Below are 25,338 nucleotides of genomic sequence, written 5' to 3' on the forward strand. Positions count from 1 at the left end.
AAATGTATGAATTGTTTATGACTTGAGTATGAATTAATCTTCAAACTCTTCTTTTAACACACGGATAACGTCTAAGATCGTCTCTTCTTCTAAATCCGTACGTTTAATTAAATCATCAACATCTTGTTCTAAAATACTTTTGGCAGTATCTAACCCGATAGCACTAAATGCTTCGATTACCCATGCATCGATTTCGTCTGAGAATTCTGATAATTCTACGTCTTCGTCTTGGGCTCCTTCTCTGAAAATATCAATTTCCATTCCAACTAATTTAGAAGCTAAACGAACATTGTAACCTCCCTTACCAATTGCTTTCGAAACTTCGTCTGCATTTACGTAAACTAAGGCTTTGTTTTCTTCTTCATTAATTTCGATATTCGAAATTTTAGCTGGGCTTAAAGCACGTTGAATAAACAAACTCATGTTGTTTGTATAATTGATTACGTCGATATTCTCGTTACGTAATTCGCGTACAATTGAATGGATACGAGACCCTTTCATTCCGACACAAGCTCCTACTGGATCGATACGATCGTCGTAAGATTCTACTGCAACTTTTGCTTTATCTCCAGGGATACGAACTACATTTTTGATTGTAATTAATCCGTCTAAAATTTCTGGAATTTCTTGTTCAAATAATTTCTCTAAGAATTTTGGTGATGTTCTAGATAAAATAATTTGAGGTTTTGCTCCTCTTAATTTTACGTCATCTACAACTGCACGTAATGTATCTCCTTTTCTGAAAAAATCTGATGGTATTTGATTTTCTTTTGGTAAAATCATTTCGTTTTGTTCGTCATCCATAATAATCACTTGCTTGTGACGTACATAGTGGATTTCTCCCGAAACTACTTCTCCAATTAAACCTTTAAATTTCTCGTATAAATTAGAGTTATCATGCTCCATTACTTTAGAAACCAATGTTTGGCGTAATGTTAAAATCGCACGACGACCTAATGCTTCGATCGGAATTTTTTCCGATACTTCTTCACCTACTTCAAAATCTGGCTCAATTTTACGTGCTTCAGATAATTCGATATCTGTTGCGTCGTCTTCTGAAAAACCGTCTTCTACAACGATACGGTTATGCCAAATCTCTAAGTCTCCTTTATCAGGATTTACAATAATATCAAAGTTATCATCTGTACCATATTTCTTTTTCAAAACACTTTTCAGGGTTTCTTCTAAGATTGCCATCAGCGTAATACGGTCGATGTTCTTATCGTCTTTAAAATCTCCAAAAGATTCAATTAATGCAAGATTGTCCATTAAACTTTAATTTTTTTAAAAGGTGACTTTTATAATCGCTTTCTTGATGTCAGCGTAATTTATTTTTTCTTCGTGTTCTACTGTAATTTTTCCTTTTCCTACAGGTTTTGGTTCGCGCGCTTCCCAAAAAATTGTAACACCTTCTTCATCGGCTTCTACAATTTCGCCTTCCATCACTTTGTCGCTTAATGTAGCTTCTAAAGTTCTTCCTACATTTTTGGCAAATTGGCGTGGCATGGTTAGGTTACTTCCTACACCAGGAGAGGAAACCTCTAATGCAAAATCACATTCTTCTCTATCAAGATTGTGCTCTACATGTCGACTTATTCTTACAATTTCTTCGACTGAAAGACCTTCGTCTCCATCTGCTAAAATAACAATTTTATCATCTGGAGTGATTTTCCAATCGATAAGAAACAATGACGGATTTTCCGCAATTGCTTCGTCTATCAGCTGTTTTACTTTACTTGAATCCATATACAACGAAAAAGAGAGCTATAACCAGCCCTCCTCCATTTATTCCTTTAAATTCTTTGCAAATATAGGTCATTTTTTTTTATTGACCTAATTTCAACCATTTAATCTGATTAATTCATCAGTTGATATACAAATATTCCGATAAATATTAACGTTAATATAATGTCGTAACCTGTTGTTAAAATAAATCCTACAAAAGATCCGAAAGCAGATTTTAAAGCAACTTTTGGCGAAGCCGCAGTAAAAATTAATTCGCCTAATAATGCTCCCAAAAAAGGTCCTACGATAAAACCGATTGGTGGAAAAAATAATCCGAAGATTAATCCGACAATAGATCCCCAAATTCCGTATTTGGTTCCACCTAATTTTTTGGTCATATATGCAGGCAATAAATAATCTAAAATCGCGCCTAATAACACAAAAAGTCCTGCAATAATTATCGTTCCCCAATTGTAACTACAATCACCACTGAATTTAAAAACCAATAATCCTACCAATGCTAAAGGTGCTCCTGGTAAAACTGGCAAAACAGTTCCGACCAAACCAACAACCAATAAAATTCCACTAATAAGATTTAGTATACTATCGTTATCCATTATTTTAGTATTTTTAAAACTGTAACTTTGCACAAACAAATCTATTTAAACTCAATTAACAGCTTATGCAAGATAAATCTTTTTATGAAGAATTTTCTGATGGTGTAAAATTTTTTTTCAATCAATATTTCAAAATTGATTTGTCTGAAAATCTTTTTAATTTCTTAGAAATTGTCACTTGGATAGCTATTCTTTTTGTGTTAGATTTTGTGCTAAGAGCTATTATTCTTCCGCTTCTAAAAAAATTAAAGAATTTTACCGAAAACGATTGGTTGAAGTTTTTGTACAAAAACAAAGTCTTTGTTTCAGCTATTCATCTTATTCCAATCAGTTTTGCATTAAGCATGAATGTTATTTTGTTCAAGAATGAAGGAAATATTTTTCATGTTGTTCAACGCATTACGCAACTTATTTCATTAATCGTTTTTACGCAACTTATTTTCCGAGTTATCAATACAATTATTGATGTGTACAACGAAGAAAATAGTTATACAACAGTTGGAGTACGAACTTTTGGGCAGATGTTGAAGTTTATCATCACGTTTTTTGCGATTATTTCTGGAATAATGATTTTGTTTACGGTTGATAAAAACACAATTATTACTGTTCTCGGAGCTTTAACCGCAGCTGTTTTATTGATTTTTCGTGATGCAATTTTCGGATTTGTTTCTGGTTTGCAAATCTCCTATTCTAAAATTGTAAAAGTTGGCGATTGGATTACCGTTTCAAAGGGCGATATTGAAGGAACAGTAAAAGAAATTAACATCAATTTGGTAAAAATTGAGAAGTTTGATAAATCTATTGCAACGGTTCCTACTGTGGATTTGGTTTCGTCGCAAGTAACCAATCATATGGCTATGTTGGCGACCGGAACACGTCAAATAAAACGTTCGGTTTCTTTTAACGTCAATTCGTTTCAGTTTTGTAACGAAGAAATGTTAAATCGTTTCGAAAATATTACTTTAATTCATCATTATATTCAACAAAAACGTCACGAAATTTCCATCTATAATCAAAACATTGAAAATTCTGATTTAGATATTAATGGTAAAAATTTAACCAATATTGGTGTTTTTAGAATTTATGTTGAACATTATTTAAAAAGTTTGAAAACTGTTTCGCAAAATGATCCAATTATTGTGAAACAATTACCTGTTTCTCCACTTGGAATGCCGTTAGAAATTGGTTGTTTTACAACTTCGGCAAGTAATTTGGAATTTGAAAGAATTCAGTCCGATATTTTCGATCATTTGTTGACAGCTTGTCGTAAATTTGACTTAGAAATTATGCAAAGCATTTCGCTTTCTGATATAAAAAAATTATAATATAAAATCATGACTAAATTAAGTGTTAATATAAATAAAATTGCCACAATTCGTAATGCGCGTGGCGGAAATACGCCAAATCTTGTAGAAGCGGCAATCAAAATTCAGGAATTCGGAGGACAAGGAATTACGATTCATCCACGTCCAGACGAACGCCATATTCGTTACCAAGATGTGTACGATTTGAAACCTGTTGTAACAACTGAATTTAATATTGAAGGAAAACCGATTGATAGTTTTATGGAATTGGTTTTAAACTCAAAACCAGAACAAGTTACCTTGGTTCCTGATGCAGAAGATGCGATTACATCAAATGCTGGTTGGGATACAATCAAACATTTTGATTATTTAACTGATGTGATTAAAACCTTTAAAGATGCTGGAATCAGAACATCTATTTTCTTAGATCCAAATCCTGCTTTAATTGAAAGTGCTGCAAAAACTGGTGCAGATCGAATCGAGTTGTACACAGAAGAATTTGCAACGCAATATGGTTTAGGAAATCTTGAAGCGATCAACCCTTATAAAGAAACAGCTAAATTGGCAATCGAAAATGGCTTGGCTGTAAATGCCGGACACGATTTGAGTTTGGACAATATTGAATATTTTATTCGCGAAATTCCAACAATTGCAGAAGTTTCTATTGGTCATGCATTGATTTCTGAAGCTCTATATTTAGGTTTAGAAAATACAATACAGGCTTATTTACGTAAAATTGAATTAGCAAATTTGTAAAAAATGGCAGAAATCTTACATAGTAAAATTGTCGGTTCTGGTGAAAAACATTTATTGGTTTTTCATGGATTGTTTGGACAATTGGATAATTGGAGCACATTAGGAAAACATTTTGGTGAATATTTTACGACACATTTGATTGATTTGCGCAATCATGGACGTAGCTTTCATAGCGAAGATTCTTCTTTAGCAGCAATGACACAAGATATTGTGAATTATATGGATGCAAATTCTATCGAAAAAGCACATTTGTTGGGGCATTCTCTTGGTGGAAGAATTGTGATTGATTTTGCAATGATTCATCAAAATAGATTAGATCATTTGATTGTGGCGGATATGGCACCAAAAGCTTATCAACCTCATCATAATGCGATTTTCAAAGCGTTGAAATCTGTTAATTTTGATCAAGTTGAAACTCGAAAAGATGTAGAAACGACTTTAGAACAATATATTCCTGAAATTGGTGTGCGACAATTTTTGTTGAAAAACGTTTACCACGCCGATAATGGAAAATATGCTTTTCGATTCAATTTAGATGTTTTGGATAAATTTTATCAAGAAATGATTGGTTCTGAATTGTTAAAAGGAGAATTTGATGGTCCAACTTTATTTTTGGGTGGCGCAAATTCTAATTACATTATGCCAGAAGATGAAATGATTATCAAAGAACGTTTTCCAAATGCAGAAATCAAAAAAATTGCAAATGCAGGACATTGGTTACATGCCGAAAACCCAAAAGATTTTACAGCAGAAGTTTTAGATTTCTTGTTGAATAAATAAAAACAAAAAAGCGAAATTCAAATTGAGAATTTCGCTTTTTTTATTAAATTACATCATTATTCAATTAAACTGATTATGAATGTCTAAAGCTAAATTTTTAATAATTTTTCTATTATTTTGGAATATTACTTATTCCCAATCTATTGATGATTCTTTTTCGCAGACAAAAATGCAAAAGGATTTAAAGATTTTTAAAGATATAAGGATTAAAACTAATTCAGGTTTATACAAATACAGAACAAAATCAGAAATTGACAGCATTTATAATTGGGCAGAAAAAGAAATTAGTAAATCTTCTACTTACCGAGATTTTTACAATATCATTTGTACTTTAACTGACTATGAAGGTAGTTTGCACAATGACACTGAATTATCTAAAAATAATTTAAAAATATTAAAAACAGAATTATCTGGATATTTTCCTTTTCCCTTAAAAAAGATAGATAACAAATGGATTATCAACTTCGAAAACAATGCTATTCCATTGGGTTCTGAGATAATTTCTATCAATAATGAAAAAATTGAGAATGTTGAGAAAAATTTATTCAAATACTACACAACAGATGGTTATAATACAACTGGAAAAAATATTGGTTTAAGCACTCATTTTTCTAAATTTTATAGATTAAATTATGGTCTAAAGAATAATTTTATTGTTGAATACAAATTACCTTTTTCCAATCAAATTTTAAAAAATACAATAGAAAGTATTGGTTATGCTGATTATTATAAAAATTTTAGAAACCGATTTTCAAAACCCTATGATCAGGTTTATTATGCTAATTTGAAAGAAAATGAAAAGTATTCCTTTAAGATAATAGATGCTTCGACTGCTATTTTGACAATTCATACATTTTCTATGGGTGATGAAAAATCAGAAGAACATAAAATTTATAACGAGTTTCTAAATAACACATTTACTGAAATTAAAAATAAAAACATTACAAATCTTATTCTTGATGTACGAAACAATGGAGGAGGAACAGACCCTAATGATATTTTAACTTACTCTTATTTAACTTCTCGAAATTTTCAAGAAAATAAACAAGCTTGGATTAGCTTTAAAAAAATTCCACTTTTAAAATATTATAATTTAAACGCTCCAAAATTTATACGTCCTTTATTTGTAGGAAAATATAATAAAGAATTACAAGCAATTTTTCCAGAGAATAGAAATGATGCATTCTATGAAAACGAAAAGAGCAATGATCATAAAATTTGGACTCCAAATTCAAATGCCTTTCAAGGAAAAATATACTTACTCATTAGTCCTGCTGTTGCTTCTGCTGGAAGTTTATTTGCTTCTATGGTAGCTGGAAACTCGAATTGTATAGTTATTGGAGAAGAGTCGATGGGTGGATATTATGGTCATAATGGTCATACACCTTTTGAATATAAATTACCATATTCAAAAATAATCACATCTTTTTCTATCGTTAATTTAGAACAAGATGTTCCTAAAAAAGATAAACAAAAATACGGAAGAGGAATTCTTCCTGATTATCAAATTTCACAGACCTTAGATGATTTCTTAAATCAAAGAGATACACAATTAAATTTCACGATTGATTTAATAAAAAAATAAATTCAAAATAAAAATTTTGAGATTCTTCATTTCGCTAACGCTACATTGAGAATGACATTTTCTTGATTGATATTTTAGAAGAATCTAATTTTTAAAACACCTTGACAAGGTTTTAATCCTTGTCAAGGTGTTTTAACTCAATTTATTTTCTCTCAACAACGACCAATAAATCATAGTTGAATCTCGACTCAATTCAGTGAAATTTAGTTTTTTCAAAAGCTTGGTTGAGCCAATATTTTCTATCAAACAACAAGCGGTAACTTCCTCTAAAGTTTCTTTCGTAAATACCCAGTTTATCAATTCCGCAGCTGCTTCAACGGCAAAACCTTGCTTTCTTTCGGCTTCGATAATTCCGTAACCAATATCACAACTTCTTCCAACAAAATTATAACCTTTAAAACCAATGTCACCAATTATTTCTCGTGTTGATTTCTTGATAATCATCCACGATTCGAAACCTGTTGGTGCGTCAACTTTAGACAAGTTTACAATAATTCGAGGCAATGTTTCGATTACATCTGCATCAGGCCAACCTTTTCCTCTAACTAAATTTAATTGCTCTAAATCGGTATAATTATTTTGTAATATATTTTCGCAAATGGAAATCGTGAACGGCATCAAAATTAATCGTTCGCTACACAATTCCGTTACTTGTAAACTTTCTAAATGCATAATTGATGAAATTTTATAACTTCAAAATGTATCAACTCATCTTTCATTAATTTTTGAGAAGAATAAGTCAACAATTCAATGTTTTTGAATGTAAATCTTACCAAATAATCTCTTCCCTGAAATTTTGATGAAATTACTTTTCCTTCGAATTTTCCATTTTCAGAAATTGTAATTTCTTCTGGATAAATGACAATTTTAGAAGAGTCGATTCCTAAATCTTGCGAATCATCCAACACATTTACATAACCAAAAAGTTTGGCCACATAAGCTGTCGCAGGAGAATTTCGCACATTCTCGACCTCATCAAACTGAATCATTTTTCCGTTTTGCAAAACTAAAATTTTATCCGAAGTATAAAAAGCATCATTCAAATCATGCGTTGTAAAAATCACTGTAATTTGATGCGCCTTGCACCAATCCATAATTTTTTCTCGAATGGTTAATTTTAATGTTTGATCTAAATTAGAAAAAGGTTCATCCAACAACAAAATTTCGGGTTGTTGTGCCAAAGCTCGTGCAATAGACACACGCTGTCGTTGACCTCCACTCAGTTTATTTGGAAAAATATGTTTAAAGTCTAACATTTCAACCACCGTTAACGCTTCGTCAATTTGTTGTTGCTTAAGCTCTAAATCAAAATTGCTTAAGAATTTTCCGACATTTTCGCCAACAGTCACAAAATCTAACAAATCATAATCTTGCGCTACGTATTTCATCATTTTATGACCTGGAATCAAATTATAAGCAGGACCACGTAATTTCTTAGTATGATAGTAAATTTCTCCTTCTTTAAAATCTAGCAAACCATAAATCAATTTCAGTAAAGTTGATTTTCCACTTCCACTTTCTCCGATAATACTTATCACTTCGCCTTTGTTAACTGCAAAATTGATGTTATCGAGTACTTTTTCTTCGAAATCTGGATAATTATAACTGAGTTGTTTTACGTTTAGCACGATTGAATAATTTTTCTTATGTTTGGCTAAGGTATTAGATTTATTCAATATGAAATAATTGTTTAATTATTTCATTTATTGATATAAATCAATATCAACTATTAATTTATATTATAGTTTTGTAAAAGAAAAAATTAAAAAAAGCAATATGAAAAAATTATTCTTAGGATTGGCTGTTGTTTCTGCTGTTGCATTAACTTCTTGTGGAGGAAAAACTGAAACTAAAGCTGCAACTGAAGCTCAAGAAGGAGCAACATCAACTGAAGGAGCGGCAGAATATGCTGTTGATACAACTACATCTGTTGTAAATTGGAAAGGTGGAAAAACTTTTGACGATATCAACAAACCAGAAGAAGGTCACTACGGAGTTGTAAAATTAAAAGAAGGTTCTGTAAAAGTACACGACGGAGTTTTAGAATCAGGGAAATTTGTTGCTGATTTTGCTTCTTTCGAATCTAAAGATTTAGATGCTGATGCTGAAAGCAAAGGAAAATTAGACGGACACTTAAAATCTGCTGATTTCTTAGACGTTGAAAAATTCCCAACTGCAACTTTCGAAATTACAGGAGTTAAAGCTTTAGAAGGAGGAGATTACAATTCAGAAATTTCTGGAAACTTAGATTTCCGCGGAGTTCCTAAAAATGTTACTTTCAAAGCTAATGTAACTGTTGATGCGAATGGTGTTACAATCAAATCTGAAGAATTCGGAATTAACCGTAAAGATTTCGGAATTGTTTTCACAGGTGGTGGAGGATCTATTGTAAAAGACGAAGTTTTATTACAAGTAGATTTATCAGCTAAACCAGCTGCTGCAACTGAAGAAGCTGCAAAATAATCGAATTGAATATTCATAAAATAATAGAAGCCATTTATCTTAGATAGATGGCTTTTTTGGTTTAGAGGCGAAAAAATATAATTTCTCTCATTTTTTTTGTGATAATTAATTGAACTTAATTATATTCGTACTCATAATTAATAACATACATTAACAAAACAATGAAAACAATTAAGTTCTTCCATCCGGATGAAACATTTAATTATAATATTGAAAAATCGTTATGCAAAGTCGTTTTTCAAGGAAATAAAAAATGTTTGTTGGTCGAAATACATTCGACTGATGACTTAGAACACGTAGAAGGCGATTCGTTACAAAACGATTTTCCTCAACTTTCTTTATTTATTGATGATTTTCCTTTGGATGTAGAATCTGTAGAAGAATTAAACGGTAAAAAAGTTTCTATTCCTTACGGTTTTGCCGAGGAAGAAGACGAAGAAGGTGAAACTGTGGAAGTATATTACACAACGTTGAATGTTTCGGAAGAAGATTACGAAACGGTAAACAACGAATTAACTTTTAGTGTAAATGACAAAGGAATTTTGACCTTGAATTGGAAAGGTGAAGTGCAAGATTTTGTAGAAGAATCTGAAAAAGATATTCCTTTCGAAATAGAATGTACATTTGAAGAATTCGAATTCACAGAAGACGATTTTGAATAAAAAAATACAACAAAAACCTCTCAATTTTGAGAGGTTTTTTTAATCACTATAAATTATGAAAAAGTTTACTTTAACTCATCGATTATTACATTGGACAATCGGAATATCGATGATAATGCTTTTCTTAACTGGTTTTTTGAGAATGGAATGGATGAGTAAGAAAAATCTTTCTGCTTTGATTACTAATGAAGTTTCAAAAGAAGGTTTAAACATTTCTGACGCTACTTTAAAAACAATTGGGAGAAGTTCTTTAGAACCAATGTGGCAATGGCACGAAATATTTGCTTATATCGCTTTAGGTCTTTTTGCTGTCCGAATTGTTTATATGCTGGTAAAGGGAATCCGATTTCCTAATCCTTTGAAAAGTCATTCAACATCCGAAAAATTTCAGGGAATAATTTATATGATTTTCTATTTGTTAATGCTAATTAATATTGTGACAGGATTTTATTTAATGTGGGGAAATGGAACTTACAAAGACCCTATGGAAGAACTGCATAAAACTGCAATTTATTGGTTTCCTATCTTCTTTCTCATTCATCTAATTGGAGTTATTATCGATGAAGTCAATAAAAATTCTGGAATTGTTTCTAAAATGATAAATGGTAAAGATTAAAAATAAAAAAAGACACTTTATAAAGTGTCTTTTTTATTTAAACATTTGATATATTTTATCTTTTTCGTAACCTTCGATGGTTACTTTTTGATCAGTACTATAAAACGTATATTCTTTACGATTATCTGTATCTATAATATAATTCGGAAAAGATTTATTTGGTCTTCTCATTCTTGCTTCTTTGAGATTTTTTCGATCCTTGTTCGATATCAAAAAAGTCTTTTTATCAAGAATCAAAAAGTAATATTCTTTTTCTAAAGAATAATAGTTGCTTGACGATTTTACAGTTAAGATTAATTTATTATCCTTTACTTGATAAGTTCCTTCAGCAAAACCATAATTAGCATTATTGATTTCTTTACCGTTTTTATCTAACTCTACAATACAGCTAAGAAAAACCGACTTGTATTTGAATTGTTGGTTATTAAACAATTTCAATTCAAAGTCGCTATGTTTAAAGATTAAAGGAGTCGTCAACACTAATTTATCTTGCGCTTTTGTATTAATTGCAAGTAAAAATAATAATCCAACCAATAATTTATTCCACAAATTCATATAACTGATTAACAATTATATAAATTTAAAGAAAATTATTTTCCTTTCATAAAAATCCAAGCCAATAAACCCCAACCGATAATCATGAATAATCCTCCAAGTGGCGTAATTGGTCCTAAAAATTTAAGGTTTGCATTCCAATGTTCTGCGAATGACAACAAATAGATACTTACAGAAAAAACAAATGTTCCGGCAATTAAACACCAAGCAGCAGAACGTTCTAATCCATTATTAAATTGAAAATACATTCCAACAGCTAACAAAACAATCGCGTGATACATTTGGTAACGTACCCCTACTTCAAAACTTGCTAATTTTTCGGCAGGTAAAATTTTCTTGAACGCATGAGCTCCGAAAGCACCTAATATAACCGCCGTCATTCCGTATAATGAAGCGATTGTCAACACAAGATTTTTCATAAATTATCTCTTTTTATTTTATTCAGATTTCTTTTTTCCAGCTACAAAATCTTTCAAATAATATGGCTCGAAATACGCAACATCTTCAAATGATTTTTGATTAAATTTTTCTTCCGCAACACGAATCATATCCTTTGCCGATGGAAAAGTTTGTATAAACGTAGCATCCAAATGCGCTAAAACTTCTTGACATTTTTCTGCTCCATCACCCACAAAAATAATTTTCTTTCCTTTCAATTCTTCAAAAGAAGTTTCGTCAATTACTTTCGCTTCAGTTTCTGTCAACTGATTTCCTTGCTTATCGAATAAAGCTGTATAGACTTCCATTCGTCTTGCATCAATCATCGGAATGATATAATCTACCTCTTGATTTAATTGTGATTCCGCCAAAATTTGCAACGAATTAATTGCCATCAACGGAATATCAGAACCATACGCAAAACCTTTGGCAGACGAAACGCCAATACGCAAACCTGTGTAAGAACCTGGACCTTTTGAAACACAAACCGCCTCGATATCTTTCCAATTTATTTGCGCACCTTCCACACACCAATCCACAAACTGATTCAGTTTTTCGCCATGTGCATAGTTTTCATCACTTTCTTCAACCAAACATAGTTGAACGCCATCTTTAGCAATCGAAACCGAACAATTTTTTGTTGAAGTTTCTAAATTTAAGATTGTTGCCATGCTGCAAAGATACATCACGAAAGTTAGATGATTTATGTTTGATAAGATGATTTTCTATCGGAAATGGAGTTAATCCTGATAATTTTCTACGAAATGATAAAAAGTATTATTTGATTTATCATATATAAGGATATTATAATGAGGATATTTCGCAATTTGATAATATTCTAATTCTCCTATATTATTAAATTCTGTAAAAAAATCAAGTTTATTATATATTTCAGGAAATTTACTCTTGATAAAATTTATTTTCTCTAAAATTGTAACTTCATTTGTTTTCATTAATTCATTATCCGAAATGTCAGCTTTATCTGTTTTCAAATCATTTAAAAATTTGAATAAATCATTTTTATCTGATTGATATTTAAAAAAGCATTGATAAAAACCTCCTAAAAAATCTATTTTAACCCCTTTTTGATTTTTAATTTCAAATATTAAACCTTTATCATAAACTTCTCCTAATTTAATAGAATTAATCGCTGTAGTATTTTGAAATAGTTTATCAACACTTTTTTTCCACACAACTTCAGTCGTAGTTGATGCTTTATCTTTTACTTTCTGAATAGTATTATCTTTAACCTCATCTATTTTTGAACACGATAAAAAACTGAATAAGAACAATAAAAATATATTTTTCATAAGCTTTATTTAACTTTTATTTCTCTTCCAACGTAATTGGAACGCCAGCATAAAAATCTAATACTTTTTGTTTGAAAATGTAGTTATATTTTGCTTGCAACATTTGCGATTCTGCAACCATCATGTCATTACGCGAACGGTTAAAATCATATTGATTAATAACTCCAGCATTGTAAGATTTTTGCGCAAAATCGTATGAAATTTTCGCATATTTTACTGCTTCTTTCGACGAATCGTATGACGCATAAGAACTATTTACTTCGAAATATGCAGACTGAACGTTTTTCAACACCTCTTGTTTCGATTGTAAAAGATCAACTTTTGCTAAATCCTCGTTGATTAATGCTTTCTGAATATTAATTTTATAGGAATATTGATTCCAAATTGGAATAGACACACCAACTCCAAAAACACCCGTTACATTATGCCCTAATTGCTCTAATAATGCATCTTGACGTAATCTCTTGTTAAAATATTGTAGATAATTTGTCCCGAAATTGAAACTTCCTGTCACTTTTGGGAATAATGAAGTTCTTGCGATTTGAGTTTCTTTCGCAGCAACATCAATTTGCAATTCGGCATGTTTTACAGAAGGCTGATTTTGATAAGCCGTTTCCACCACATCATCCAAATTATACAATTGAGACGTAACATTATCTGGAATTTTGACATCGGTTACAGCAAAATTTCGGTAATCATTTAATTGCAACAACATCGCTAAATTGAACAATGCACGCTCTATTTCGATTTGTGCATTTACCACTTCACGTGTATTTGTCGCGACTTCAGATTCAGATTGTGCGACAACAGATTGAGCTACAGTTCCAGCTTTGAACTTCTTTTGATTTTGATCCAATAATTGCTTCGAAATAGTTAGATTTCCAACTGCAACTTGTTTCAATTCTTTGTTCAATAAAACCGCCAAATAATAATTCGCGACTTGTAACGAAATATCATTTATCGTCATCGCAGTTTGCACTTTCGACGCTTCTAATTCCAAAGCAGCTTTGTCTTTATTCAATTGAACAACTCCACCACTATAAATATTAATGCTCGATTGTACACCAAATGAATGCGCAAATTGATAATATCCCTTTTCTATTGTTGGATTATACGTTCCGATTGTAAAATTAGTATCTACATAACCCGAAACTGTTGGCAACCATGCATTGTAGGTTAACTCTAAATTTTTATTGAAAATTTCTTGGTTGATGGTATTCTGCTGAACAGTCAAATTATTTTTCGAAGCATACTCAATACACTTTTCAATTGTCCATTCTTCTTGGGCAAACGAAGAAAGAGAAGTAATAAATAGTAAAGTAAAAAATAATTGTTTCATAGACTATTCTTGTCAGAAAATTAAAGATATAAAATAAGTCGAATTTCTAACCAAAATGTTACGAAATTCGACTTAAAGTTTTATTCGGTCAGTAAATTAACCTTTAATTTTTGAAGCAATTGCGAATTCTTCTGCAAAAGCAGCGATTCTTTCTGCAACTTCTTTTTCCTCTGTTGCTCTTTCGTAAGAACTAGACATCGAGATTAAAATTTGGTGAAAGAAACGTTTCATATCATCTTGTGTCATTTCTTTTGTCCACAAATCGATACGCAAAGCCTCTTTTGCTTTATCATCCCAAACAGAAAGTAACATTGCTTTTGTTTCTTCGTGACTAATTCCACCGTCCGGTGCATTCCAAGTCATTTTTTCTGGCACGTGATTTTCGTCCAATTCAATCTCTACTGTAATATTTGTTGTTCTCATAACTTCTAATTATTAGTTTATTTCACAAAATGGTAAACTTTACCATCAATTGTTTTTGTTGTATAATTTGTTGAATTATTACTTTCTAAAGCTGGCTTATATTTAGAATCTTTGAATATTTTTTGACCATCCATATCATCTAATAAAGCTTTCAATTCTACCTTCGGATTCTCTTTCATGTATTGACGAATAATTTGCAAACCAATCCAAGCTGCAATTCTTCCTGGAGAATCTTGCTCAATTTCATTATTAAATTTTGAAAAAGGGCTAATTGCTAAAAATCGTTTATCTAAAGAAGCATCTGAACTGAATACATAATTTTGCTCCACAAAAAAGTTCCAAATTTGACCTTCATTCTCAATACACCACTGAATTTGTTCTGGCGTATAACCAACTTTATATTCGTCTGGCGTATCTGTTAACAATGCATCTTGCAAAATCAATTTCTTTCCTTCGTAAATCATTTTATCAATAAATAATTGATTTCTTGGGCTAAATGTTACCACATCATTCGCAATCGCATCAACTGCTTGAGATGGTAAACGATTAAGATCTAAATTTGTGCGCAAATAACGTTCTACACCAATGCTGTCATACAATTTGTTCTTTGGTCCCAAATACGCATCCATCGCAATAAACATCAAGCCAGATTGCTGACTAAACATCACAGGATAATCTATATTTTGCAAACCTGATGAATAAGTATAAACCGTCGGAATTTTATATTCAGGAAAATAAAATTGGTAACGTTGAAACATCGGTGTTAACGATTGATTTAAGTTTTTAAAATCTCCAAAAACCTTTCGAGATTGTCCATAAATACTCAATTCTTCTTTATTACGACGTTGACTTTCCCATACATCGTCCGCAGTTTTTGCATCAAAAAAGAATGGATAATCTTTTCGTAAAGTCGCTAAAGGAATCGAATCGTTAAAAAAATCTTGGCTAATATCATGAATATTCAACTGAACATTTTGTTCTTTGACATCCACTTCCCACGATTTTTCTTTTTTGCACGCAGTAAATAAAATTAAACTCGCAAAAGCTAAGCCATATACAAATTTCATTGCTTGGTTATTTAGCTAACAAAAATAGTAAAATAATCGGTAGTATTTTCAACCCTAATTTTTTTCATAATCTGCTATCTTTGAAATAAATTATTAAACTATGCAAACTGAAAAAGTTGTAGAATATATTGTTTCTTGGTTGAAAGATTACTTGGAAACAGCTCACCAAAAAGGCTTTGTGATTGGAATTTCGGGCGGAATTGATTCGGCTGTAACCTCAACACTTTGCGCGATGACAGGTTATCCTTTATTAAACTTAGAAATGCCTATTCATCAAGAGAAAAATCAAGCGGATAGAGCAAAACGTCATATCGAATGGTTAAATAATAAATTTTCGTCACCAATCGATTCAATAGAAGTTGATTTGACCTCTACTTTTGATGCAATGGTTTCTGCTTTACCAGAAACGGAAACAACGGATAAAGTGAATTTAGCGTTGGCCAATACACGCTCTCGTTTGCGTATGACAACACTTTATTATTTTGCTGGTTTACACAATTATTTGGTTGCAGGAACAGGAAATAAAGTCGAAGATTTTGGCGTTGGTTTTTATACGAAATACGGTGATGGCGGTGTAGATCTTAGTCCAATTGCTGATTTAATGAAATCGGAAGTATATAAAATTGCTGAGTTTTTAGGAATCAATACCGATATTCAAAAGGCAAAACCAACCGATGGTTTGTTTGGCGATGATCGTTCGGATGAAGATCAATTAGGAGCAAATTACGATGAATTGGAATGGGCGATGAAAGCGAAAGAAGCTGGAAAAACTGCAGATGAATTTGAAGGAAGAGAAAAAGAAGTTTTCGAGATTTATTCGAGATTAAATCGTATTAACCAACACAAGATGGTTCCAATTCCGATTTGTGATATTCCAGAGGAATTGATGAAGTAAGTGAATAGGTAAAACATATTCCGAGTTTCGAAATTCGAACTTCGATAAAACTTATAACTAGAATACAATTTAAAAGCAAGCGAAAGTTTGCTTTTTTATTTTGATGCGATGTTGAAACGAGTTCAACATGACTTATCTATAAATGTCATTCTGAATGTAGCGCTAGCGGAATGACATTTTCTTAGTTTACATTTGAGAAATCAAAAAAATATACTAAAAACAAAAAACTCAGTAATACTACTGAGTTTTTTTATGTTGTAAATAATAAGTTATTGCGATATATGCGAGGGCGATTCCAGATAAGTTTGCCATTAAATCGACAAAATCAAAACTACGATGAAGTGATGTTAAAACGCCTTGTAAAATTTCAATAAGAAAACTTACCAAAAACGGAATTATCATCAAACGTAGATTTGTTATTTTGTATGCGATAAATAACAAAATCGTCATCATTCCAAACATTCCACAATGTACAAGTTTATCTAAATTATCAATCTCCAAAAAGATTTCTAATTCTTTGATTGTACTTAATTTCGAGAAATTTTCTTGTGGAAGTAGCGTCAGATAAAACACTAACGCTACATACGCAAAGAATATTATTTTTTTTGTCTTATGCACCGATTAACTCTCCGTAAGCAGCTGCGTCTAATAAAGCATCTAATTGAGAAGCGTCTTCAATTTTTACTTTGATAATCCATCCTTTTCCGTAAGGATCAGTGTTGATTAATTCTGGCTCACCTTCTAATTCAGTGTTAAATTCTACAACTTCACCGCTAATTGGCATAAATAAGTCAGAAACTGTTTTTACTGCTTCTACTGTTCCAAATACTTCTTCTTGACCTAAAGTTTCTCCTTCTGTTTCTACGTCAACATAAACAATATCTCCTAACTCTCCTTGTGCGAAAGCTGTAATACCGATTGTTGCTACGTCTCCTTCTACAGAAATCCACTCGTGATCTTTACTGTACTTTAAATTGTTTGGAATGCTCATAATGTTTGTTTTATTGTTTTTTTAATTTCCGAATGTAAAGGTAGCACTAAATCCGGCACGAATTTGAGAAATTGGAAAAGCTGTTGAAATTTTATATTTACTCATCATCTGATCCCAATAGAATCTCAAGTTCAAATTCTTACTTACGTTATAATCTGCCGTTAACTTAAATGTCATAATTCGTTGTCCACCTGTTATTTGCGAATCTCCATAAATACTTGTTGGTACGTTTGGATTTTGTACGTCATCAAAGTTATAAATTACTTTTCGAATTGTTGTTTGATTATCTCTTAATGAGAAATCTCCACGAATATTTAAGTCACCTTTGATTGTTTTCTGATTTCCTTGGTAACGAATTTTCATTTTGAAATCTTTGAAAATATACCCAAATCCAACAATATATTCAGATCCATAATCTTCTGTATACGTATAATTTGTTGTACTTAATGATAATAAACGATCTCTGTTATATTGTGCACGTAATTGCATACTGTTACGGAATGTTAAATCCACTCCTAATAATGGCGAGAATGATTCGATCATCGTAACCGCTCCATATAAATTCTGGGTATAGAAGTTTCCGTTTTCATCTTTACCAGTCACTTGTCCACCCCCCATAATTCCTGTATCTAACATGAAGTTTGGATTAGACTGAATACCAGTTGTTGTGTACGTCGAATTATATGAACTCGAAACCTCAACATTATCAAAATATTTATTGATAATTGGAACAGATTTCAATCCTGTGTACGTTACGCGCCAGTTCGGAACCGGAATAGAACGATTGTATCCTAACTTAGACGAACCTGCATCTTTTCCTTGCACCGCTGCTAAAAAGGCTGGTAAAAGTACATCAGAACTTCTTGCATTAAATCCTTCGTAATAACCAAGTCCATCTACATTTCCGCTACCTCTTTTTTGTGCTAAACGTCCAGAAATAGTTTTAGTATTTGTTAGGAATTGCTCAAAAATTGCATCTCCATCTTTGAAAGCTGTTTTGATATTTACAGTCGAAATATTAAGATTTGCTAATTCATCGATGTAAGGATTTTCGACTGCTAAATTGAATCCTGAATGATAAATACGACGATCTTTTGTACGTTTTGCATTCAAATCAATTCGTAAATCAGGAATAGGCTCAATTAAAGCAGTTCCATTAAAATCAGAACCTTTTGTAATTTGATACGCATCCGTCATCAATTCATCACCAACAATCAATCCTCTTTCAACTAATTGTCGTTTAATATCGAATTGTGTTCCATAAACGAAACCTAAACTTGGTCCATTTTTACCATCAACACCAAAAAATCCTGGCTCGTATAATAATCCTGGAATTACGGCTCCATTCCGTTGATTATATGTAAAATTAGCACGTTTTAGTGATGATAAAACCATCCAACCATAATCTTTTGCTGTAAATTTATGTTTGAATTTATAAGCTGATTTCTTATTTGTTCGACGTTTTTTAGCGAATAAATTTGTATAAACTGTATTCAACGAATCTATTTCTGCTCGACGTCCTTTTAAGATCGAATCGTAACGTTTGTATCCTTTAAATTCTGGATAGAATTTTGCAAAATCCAAATCTCCCATCAAGTTGATCGAATTCGAGTTTTGAGCTGTACCTCTACCTAAATTTGCAATTCGTGTTGATGTAGAACCATCAGGATTTGTAACTTCTGTCTCAAAATTTCTGTAAGCTGTAGAAGTTGCAATCCAGTTATAATTCGAAGTAAATCCAGCTTCAACATTCATCCAATTTAGATACGGGAAGAATTTTAAAGGTAATTTATAATTCACCTGAAATTGTTGATCATACTGAACTGGGCGTCCAATTGTAAACATATTTTGCCAAATCATATCTTGATCCGCACGCTGGAAAGTTGTTCCATCATTCAACGTCATTGTCGAAGATGTTAAATCTAAACGCAACGATTTCGTCAAATCAAAACCTAAATTATATTGCCAATTGAACAAGAAATTGTTACTATATGTAGGACGAATTAAGCTCGAAGAACTTCCTCCTCCTAAATATTGACTGATATCACGATATTGTCTTTCGCTATACGTTCGCGCAATCTCTGTACGGAAAGAGAAACGTGTTGGCAAAGGATTCACATTAAATTCACGAATAAATTGTAAATATTTTCCTGATTCCTCTTTTGGTTGAACCGCACGCCATTTTTTGAAAGGTTCGTACGATTTTCCTCTAAATCCGAAATTATAATTAATTGACGCTCTTAATTGCTGATTGACATTATATTGCGTATAAATATCACGATAATAATTATCCGAATACATCATCGAAACTGAGAAGTTAGAAGGATCATAAAAACGAACAGGATTGTTGTTATTTGTTGATCTAACTTTTCGAATATTGTTAAAGGCAAAACTTTTAAACTGCGTATAAGTACGAACAACTTTTTCTAGTTCGGCTTTATTAGGCGCTTCATCAAAAATAATATCGTTGTCTAATGGATTATATTTTGGATCGACAAAACTTTCCTGAATTGTAAAATCAAATGGAATTTCCATTCCCCATTTCTTTGGTAAGAATTTGTCTAGCTTTACTTGCGCATTCAACGCGTATTGTAATGATTCGTCCTGATTACGATTTGCAGGACCTTGGTCTATCGCACCAAAACCTACAGAACTTGTGCTTCCCGAGACTTGTACATTTGCGAAGTCACCTAAATTGAACTGCACATTTGCGGAAGCTGCATAACCTCCTTGGTTATCGATTTCGCTCAGACGAAGTTCATTTACCCAAAGTAAAACTTCTTTATCAGACGGTCCAGAAGTATTACGAACCCCAATCATAATCGAAGATACATTCCCCAATGTTGGACGTCCTTTTACATAAACCGTTTTGTTTGGATTCTCTTGATCAAAAGCAAAATTGAAACGTTGCAATGTACTGAAACCATCAGCATCCCTTTGTTTTTTGGCATCTGTAAACAAATCTGTATTCAGATCGATAAAGTTTTCATCTGGCCAAACTGTGCTTTCTGTTGCAGAACTTTGTGGTGTATATTTTAACGGCATTTCATATTCGTAGTAGTTATCTGTATAATCACTACCTACACGAATAAATAATTTTGTACCATTATCAATGGCATTTGACGTTCTATCTAATAAGTTTTGAGCAGATACAAACATTTGTAATTTTTTGTATCGACGCAAATCTAAATTTGTATTCTTAAAAATAGCTTTTGAAGTACTTCCTGGTTTAAACTTCGCTTTCAATGTCATCGAAGCTTCATTCTGAGATTGATATCCCGTTGTTCCTTGTGTTTGTTCACGATAAACTCCAGGAGGAATCATATAACGAGGGCGATCTGTACCATTTCGTTCGATACTAACCTCACCAACTTCTAAATCATCAATATTCTTATCCTCCTCATAACCTTCTTGATTACTAATGATATAAGGATAAATGTTTTTGGTATAACGACGCCATTCAGAACGAACTAAATCAAACGTACCAAAACGAAGAGTTGTTTCTTCCTCGAAACCTCGCATCACCATACGCATAAAACGAGCAGCTGTTAATACGCTTTCTGCTTGCGCAATAGACGCATCATTGTTTAACTCTTCTACTCCATCTCCGTCAAGATCTAAATCAAAGTTATCAACAGGAATACGAACTTGATACCATTTAACATCATGTTTCGTTTTGTCTGGAAATTCTCCTTGAACTGTTTTTCTTGCAACAATAAATTTATTGTTTGGATCTTCTAACGTTTGACGGTTAATTTTTAACGTATACTGATTATAGTTTTCTGTTTGATCTAAATTGAAATCACCATTGATATCTTCTGTATCTGGTGTTAAAGATGACGCATGTAAAGGATTATCGGTTGAATTGTTTCCTTGCGGATTTCTGAAATAGCGGTAACGATCTTGAACTGTATTCCCAATTGATGCTCCTCTAAAACGATCATCTAAGAAAAATAAATAATTATCATTCGCAGGATCTAATTCTCCTGTCACTAAATTATTACTCGTAATTCCATAACGTTGTGCTTCTTCCTCATCTGTTAATCCATTATAACCCAAATCTTGTTGTTTTCGGGCAGCTCCATCTGTATCAAAAGCATATAAAATTGGATTTAACTGAGGCGTTAATCCCCATTTAGAAGCAACAGTTGCCGCACCATTTCCAGAATGAGGCAATCCATTTTCATACATCATTTCGCCGTCTTTTAAGACATCTTCCGAAACATTTCCTAAATGTACCAATAACTCTCCATCGCCTCCTTTTCCATCTGCATAAGGATCCATCATCCAAAACTCGATGTATTCCACATTCGAATCTTTGAAGTTAGAAACTGAAATAGGACGCATAATTGCTCCCCAATTTTTCGTGTCTACTGCATTTGGATTAACGTTATAAGGTCCACGTTCTTGCGGATAGAATGTCATATCTAATGTGCTGATGTACGAATTTGTACCAGCCATTACATCACGTTGATCGAAAAGCTCTTTCAGCTTAATGCGACGCGCCATATGCGTTGACATTTGTTGATCTGTTAAAGGCGAGCTTCCACCCATCCCATAAAAACGAGGATCGATAGAATACCACGATAACATACGACGACCATTATTAAATGATAAATCGTCATTTTTCATTCCATTCGGGAAGAACGGGTGATAACCAGAAGCAGAATATCCAGCAGGTTTTCCTGGTGTTGATCCAAATTTCCATGAACCAACATCTAATAAACTAATGCGAGATTGTGCATCTTCGAAATCGTCTATATAAGAATAACCTCCTGTCACTTTGTTCATTCCAGGCATCAAATAAGCTGCCTCTGCCTGAACGCTAATGTTCGACATTTGATCAGTTTTGATTCCTGGAATTTTATTTGTTAAACGAGTTAACCACTCAGCTTCTGAGTTATATTGTGTATTAAGTCCAAAAATTGTGTTGTTCACAGGTTCTGAACCAAATTGTGTTTTTTGCGTAACTGGACGTTCTTGGTAATTAATTAAAGTTCCGCCTAACATCAATTTATCACTAAATTTATGCTCGACATTAATTCCCATGAAACGTTTTTTCTGTAAATTAAATGTTGATTGATTTTCTAAAGATACATTAATTGGTGCTCCAGAATTTTTCAATTGTTCATTGATGATTTTTACACGACCCAACTGATAATCTACCGTATAATCTACGCCTTCCGTCAACGTTGCTCCACCAGAAGTCACCTTAACAGAACCTTGTGGCACATTAAAAGCTCCTAACGGAATACCATCTGTCACCGTTCCTTTGTAACGACCTTCTAATGTATAACGATTAGCTAATTTTTCGCCAGAAAGAGTATTTGGTAATTGACGATAAATTTGATTGAAAACGTATTCTTCATTTTGACCTTTTAATTTATTGCTCAAATATTTACCAAAAGGCTCTACAGAAGTAAAGATAATGTTTCCTCTTTCTGTATCAATTGTCAATCCTGATTGAAAATCGAATAAACCATCACCTTTACTTCCGTCAGGATTTTGTTGTAATTGTCCGTTCGAATTTAATCTATCCATGTTCAGAACCTGAATTAAAGATTGTTCTGAAACAGCAGAATTTGGTAAGTAATTTAATTTTCCAGAAGATTGTTCTCCATTATCCTTGAAATTAATATTCATCAAAAAATCTTCACTCGAAACACCATAAGCATTTAACGAATAAATATTTTTCATCATCAAATCCCACATTGGCGAAGCCACATTAACTGTAGAATTTGGTTTGATTAATTTCGCAATAATTGGTTTATCTGTCTCGCTCGACATTTGTCCAACTTTGTATAATTTTGTCGGATCAGAGCTTAACGAATATTGAAACGAAACCGCTAATAAATCTTCCCCATCAACCAAAGGTGTATTCAAGGAAATGTATCCTAATTTTGGATAGAAAGTGAATTCGGAAGCATCAAGTTTTCGAACATTTTCATTTACAATAAAGTTTTCTCCATCCTGAAATTGTTCTCCATTGAAAGAATATCCGTTCAAATAACTTCTTGCATCACTAATCTTAGTAAAACCCTGAGAATTAATCTCATTAAATAAGGTATTACTACTATTTTGAGGCGCTGTACCACCTTCAGCTATATCTCGCAAAGCAATAATAGAACGTCTATTTTGCTGATTTCCTCCGGATTTATCAACTTTCCAAACCTCAATATTACTAATATTGATATTACTATTAACCGCAGGATAATTTGCTAATGCTTTATCGTAACTATTTCTAAAAAATTGACCTAAGAAAAAGTGTCTATTGTATTCATATTTTTCGGCAGCGACTTTAAAATCAGTCATCACACCACCACCTTGAACCACGATATTTTTAGATTCTGAACGTTGCTCTGAAAAGACAGCCGATACATTCGTACGACCGAATTTAAGATCTGTTCTAACTCCAAAAAGTGACTGCGCACCCGTAATCAATGAAGTACTAAGCGGCATCGAAATATTACCAACCTCAATATTTTGTAGGATATCATCATCTCCACCAAATGGATCTAATTTATTCCCCAAAGCCTTTCTCCACTGAAGTTTCATTTGATTTTCAAAGCCAAAACCAGCTTGCGTATCATAATTCACTTTCATCTGAAGATTTTCTCCAACTCTACCCAAAATACTCAATTGCATACGTTGGTTAAGATCCATTGTAAGCGTTTGACGGTTTTGTGGTAATAACATTGGGTTGTCTATCTTTTGTAAGAAAACACCCAATTCTAAATTTGCATAACCTTGCGGAATTAATGAGATTTCTGATCCGCCAAAAATAGTTTCGAAAACTTTGGATTTCACTTTAAAACTTGGTAAAATGCTTCCTTCTTTTTTTCCTTCTTTATCTCCAAAACGTTCTTCACGATAAAATTGATCATTGGTTTGAGATTTTGTACGGAAATAATTTTTCATGTCTTGATTCTGAACCAAAGTCAGGTATTCTTGACGTGTCAAATAGATAGGTTCGGAAACTAAACTTGTTCCAATTTGAGGATATAAAATATACTGACGCTTTATCGCATCATATTGTACATCGTATTTTATTTGATTATCTAAAAACAATCCACCTTTTTGATCTCGGATAGGAAACTTAAGTGTATCACTTTCCTGAGCCATAACATCGCTCATAGTTCCCATTGCAAAAAGGAAACACAAAGCCGCTATAGTAGAGCCTTTACGAATAGTTTTTGGTTCGTTATGAATCTTCATTAAATTTTCTTCAAGGTTTCTTTTACTAAGAATTCCACGTCTGCATCTGGCTGATCTTGTAGGATTTTGTCCATAATTTTTTCTGCAGATTTTTTAGGAATTCCTAAAACTTCTAAAGCAGATAACGCTTCATTCTTAGATTTATTTTTAACCGAAGTAGAATTAACATCTAATATTAAATTTTGATCCAATTTATCTTTCAAATCAATGATGATTCTTTGGGCCGTTTTAGCTCCAATTCCTTTTACACTTTGCAATAATTTGGCATCTTCTTGAGCGATTGCGGTTGCAATTTCTTTGGAAGAAAGTGTAGAAATAATCATCATTCCAGAAGCTGGACCAACACCGTTAACACTAATTAATTTCTGAAAAATTTCTCGTTCTAATTTTGTTGCAAATCCATAAAGTATATGCGCATCTTCTCGAACAATTAAATGTGTAAAAATTGTAACCAACTCTTCGTGTTCTAAAGTAGAATACGTATTCAATGAAATATTGACCCAATATCCGACACCATTGCAATCTATTACAGCATTTGTTGGATAAATCTCGATTAATTTACCTCTTAATTGTGTTATCATTTTGACGTTTATTTAG

The 25,338-nt window shown here is 32.3% G+C and carries 24 protein-coding genes; 8 read left to right on the forward strand and 16 right to left on the reverse strand.

Annotated features, from left to right (window positions below):
* Positions 1-33: 33 nt before the first annotated feature.
* The 3 genes from nusA to B4A23_RS14795 form a co-directional block, all read right to left on the reverse strand.
* The gene (gene nusA, locus B4A23_RS14785; RefSeq protein ID WP_038335048.1) at positions 34-1,269 is read right to left on the reverse strand and encodes a transcription termination factor NusA; all 1,236 of its coding nucleotides are present in this window, start codon (positions 1,267-1,269) and stop codon (positions 34-36) included.
* Positions 1,270-1,284: 15 nt separating this feature from the next.
* A complete protein-coding gene (rimP, locus tag B4A23_RS14790; protein ID WP_219033837.1) occupies positions 1,285-1,746 on the reverse strand; it encodes a ribosome assembly cofactor RimP in 462 nt (153 codons plus the stop codon).
* 110 nt (positions 1,747-1,856) lie between these two features.
* Positions 1,857-2,342: a DUF456 domain-containing protein gene (locus tag B4A23_RS14795; protein ID WP_291121092.1), complete on the reverse strand. Its 486-nt coding sequence runs from the start codon at positions 2,340-2,342 to the stop codon at positions 1,857-1,859.
* Positions 2,343-2,407: 65 nt separating this feature from the next.
* Here B4A23_RS14795 and B4A23_RS14800 point away from each other — a divergent pair, with 65 nt between their 5' ends.
* The 4 genes from B4A23_RS14800 (at position 2,408) to B4A23_RS14815 (ending at position 6,767) form a co-directional block, all read left to right on the forward strand.
* Positions 2,408-3,667, forward strand: coding sequence for a mechanosensitive ion channel family protein (locus B4A23_RS14800; protein WP_180905284.1), 1,260 nt, complete (start codon positions 2,408-2,410; stop codon positions 3,665-3,667).
* Between the two features lie 9 nt (positions 3,668-3,676).
* Positions 3,677-4,402 carry a pyridoxine 5'-phosphate synthase gene (locus B4A23_RS14805; protein WP_038335044.1) on the forward strand — a complete coding sequence of 242 codons (726 nt, stop codon included), beginning with the start codon at positions 3,677-3,679 and terminating at the stop codon, positions 4,400-4,402.
* 3 nt (positions 4,403-4,405) lie between these two features.
* Positions 4,406-5,182: an alpha/beta fold hydrolase gene (locus B4A23_RS14810; protein ID WP_291121095.1), complete on the forward strand. Its 777-nt coding sequence runs from the start codon at positions 4,406-4,408 to the stop codon at positions 5,180-5,182.
* A 169-nt stretch (positions 5,183-5,351) separates the two neighbouring features.
* The gene (locus B4A23_RS14815; protein WP_291091506.1) at positions 5,352-6,767 is read left to right on the forward strand and encodes a S41 family peptidase; all 1,416 of its coding nucleotides are present in this window, start codon (positions 5,352-5,354) and stop codon (positions 6,765-6,767) included.
* A 132-nt stretch (positions 6,768-6,899) separates the two neighbouring features.
* Here the strand turns inward: B4A23_RS14815 and B4A23_RS14820 are convergent, their stop codons facing one another.
* A complete protein-coding gene (locus tag B4A23_RS14820) occupies positions 6,900-7,439 on the reverse strand; it encodes a GNAT family N-acetyltransferase (protein ID WP_291091508.1) in 540 nt (179 codons plus the stop codon).
* Positions 7,430-8,395 (reverse strand): ABC transporter ATP-binding protein, encoded by a 966-nt coding sequence (locus tag B4A23_RS14825; RefSeq protein ID WP_291121097.1) that lies wholly within the window; start codon positions 8,393-8,395, stop codon positions 7,430-7,432. Before B4A23_RS14825 ends, B4A23_RS14820 begins: the two co-directional genes overlap by 10 nt.
* 148 nt (positions 8,396-8,543) lie before the next feature.
* On the opposite strand from B4A23_RS14825, the gene B4A23_RS14830 reads away from it, so the two are divergent.
* The 3 genes from B4A23_RS14830 to B4A23_RS14840 all read left to right on the forward strand — a co-directional run bounded on the left by B4A23_RS14830 (position 8,544) and on the right by B4A23_RS14840 (position 10,508).
* Positions 8,544-9,230: a YceI family protein gene (locus tag B4A23_RS14830; RefSeq protein ID WP_291121099.1), complete on the forward strand. Its 687-nt coding sequence runs from the start codon at positions 8,544-8,546 to the stop codon at positions 9,228-9,230.
* A 161-nt stretch (positions 9,231-9,391) separates the two neighbouring features.
* Positions 9,392-9,892, forward strand: a complete 501-nt coding sequence (locus B4A23_RS14835) for a hypothetical protein (protein ID WP_038335039.1) — start codon at positions 9,392-9,394, stop codon at positions 9,890-9,892.
* A gap of 55 nt (positions 9,893-9,947) precedes the next feature.
* On the forward strand, positions 9,948-10,508 hold the full coding sequence (locus B4A23_RS14840) for a cytochrome b/b6 domain-containing protein (protein ID WP_280037289.1): 561 nt from the start codon (positions 9,948-9,950) through the stop codon (positions 10,506-10,508).
* Positions 10,509-10,541: 33 nt separating this feature from the next.
* On the opposite strand, the gene B4A23_RS14845 is transcribed toward B4A23_RS14840, so the two are convergent.
* From B4A23_RS14845 to B4A23_RS14875, 7 genes are all read right to left on the reverse strand, one after another.
* Positions 10,542-11,063, reverse strand: coding sequence for a hypothetical protein (locus B4A23_RS14845; RefSeq protein WP_291091516.1), 522 nt, complete (start codon positions 11,061-11,063; stop codon positions 10,542-10,544).
* A 35-nt stretch (positions 11,064-11,098) separates the two neighbouring features.
* Positions 11,099-11,482 carry a DUF423 domain-containing protein gene (locus tag B4A23_RS14850; RefSeq protein WP_280049058.1) on the reverse strand — a complete coding sequence of 128 codons (384 nt, stop codon included), beginning with the start codon at positions 11,480-11,482 and terminating at the stop codon, positions 11,099-11,101.
* Between the two features lie 18 nt (positions 11,483-11,500).
* On the reverse strand, positions 11,501-12,172 hold the full coding sequence (tsaB, locus tag B4A23_RS14855) for a tRNA (adenosine(37)-N6)-threonylcarbamoyltransferase complex dimerization subunit type 1 TsaB (protein ID WP_038335034.1): 672 nt from the start codon (positions 12,170-12,172) through the stop codon (positions 11,501-11,503).
* Positions 12,173-12,241: 69 nt separating this feature from the next.
* The gene (locus B4A23_RS14860) at positions 12,242-12,811 is read right to left on the reverse strand and encodes a hypothetical protein (protein WP_291121101.1); all 570 of its coding nucleotides are present in this window, start codon (positions 12,809-12,811) and stop codon (positions 12,242-12,244) included.
* A gap of 16 nt (positions 12,812-12,827) precedes the next feature.
* On the reverse strand, positions 12,828-14,150 hold the full coding sequence (locus B4A23_RS14865; RefSeq protein WP_280062404.1) for a TolC family protein: 1,323 nt from the start codon (positions 14,148-14,150) through the stop codon (positions 12,828-12,830).
* 96 nt (positions 14,151-14,246) lie between these two features.
* Positions 14,247-14,573 carry a gliding motility protein GldC gene (gene gldC / locus B4A23_RS14870; RefSeq protein WP_038335027.1) on the reverse strand — a complete coding sequence of 109 codons (327 nt, stop codon included), beginning with the start codon at positions 14,571-14,573 and terminating at the stop codon, positions 14,247-14,249.
* Positions 14,574-14,590: 17 nt separating this feature from the next.
* Positions 14,591-15,640: a gliding motility protein, GldB gene (locus tag B4A23_RS14875; RefSeq protein ID WP_286501421.1), complete on the reverse strand. Its 1,050-nt coding sequence runs from the start codon at positions 15,638-15,640 to the stop codon at positions 14,591-14,593.
* A gap of 100 nt (positions 15,641-15,740) precedes the next feature.
* Between B4A23_RS14875 and nadE the strand changes: the two genes are divergently transcribed.
* Positions 15,741-16,535: an NAD(+) synthase gene (gene nadE / locus B4A23_RS14880; protein ID WP_038335023.1), complete on the forward strand. Its 795-nt coding sequence runs from the start codon at positions 15,741-15,743 to the stop codon at positions 16,533-16,535.
* A gap of 237 nt (positions 16,536-16,772) precedes the next feature.
* Here nadE and B4A23_RS14885 read toward each other — a convergent pair whose 3' ends face one another.
* From B4A23_RS14885 to ruvA, 4 genes are read right to left on the reverse strand one after another with little or no spacing between them, the layout of a single operon-like run.
* Entirely contained in the window at positions 16,773-17,153 is a 381-nt protein-coding gene (locus B4A23_RS14885; RefSeq protein ID WP_291121104.1) for a VanZ family protein, read from the reverse strand.
* A complete protein-coding gene (gcvH, locus tag B4A23_RS14890) occupies positions 17,146-17,526 on the reverse strand; it encodes a glycine cleavage system protein GcvH (RefSeq protein ID WP_038335019.1) in 381 nt (126 codons plus the stop codon). Before gcvH ends, B4A23_RS14885 begins: the two co-directional genes overlap by 8 nt.
* Positions 17,527-17,547: 21 nt before the next feature.
* Positions 17,548-24,741, reverse strand: coding sequence for a cell surface protein SprA (gene sprA, locus B4A23_RS14895; RefSeq protein WP_291121106.1), 7,194 nt, complete (start codon positions 24,739-24,741; stop codon positions 17,548-17,550).
* Entirely contained in the window at positions 24,741-25,322 is a 582-nt protein-coding gene (ruvA, locus tag B4A23_RS14900; protein ID WP_180905294.1) for a Holliday junction branch migration protein RuvA, read from the reverse strand. The genes sprA and ruvA overlap by 1 nt, the downstream gene beginning before the upstream one ends.
* Between the last annotated feature and the right edge of the window lie 16 nt (positions 25,323-25,338).

This window comes from Empedobacter sp. UBA7248, from assembly GCF_002472945.1.
Lineage (GTDB): Bacteria > Bacteroidota > Bacteroidia > Flavobacteriales > Weeksellaceae > Empedobacter > Empedobacter falsenii_C.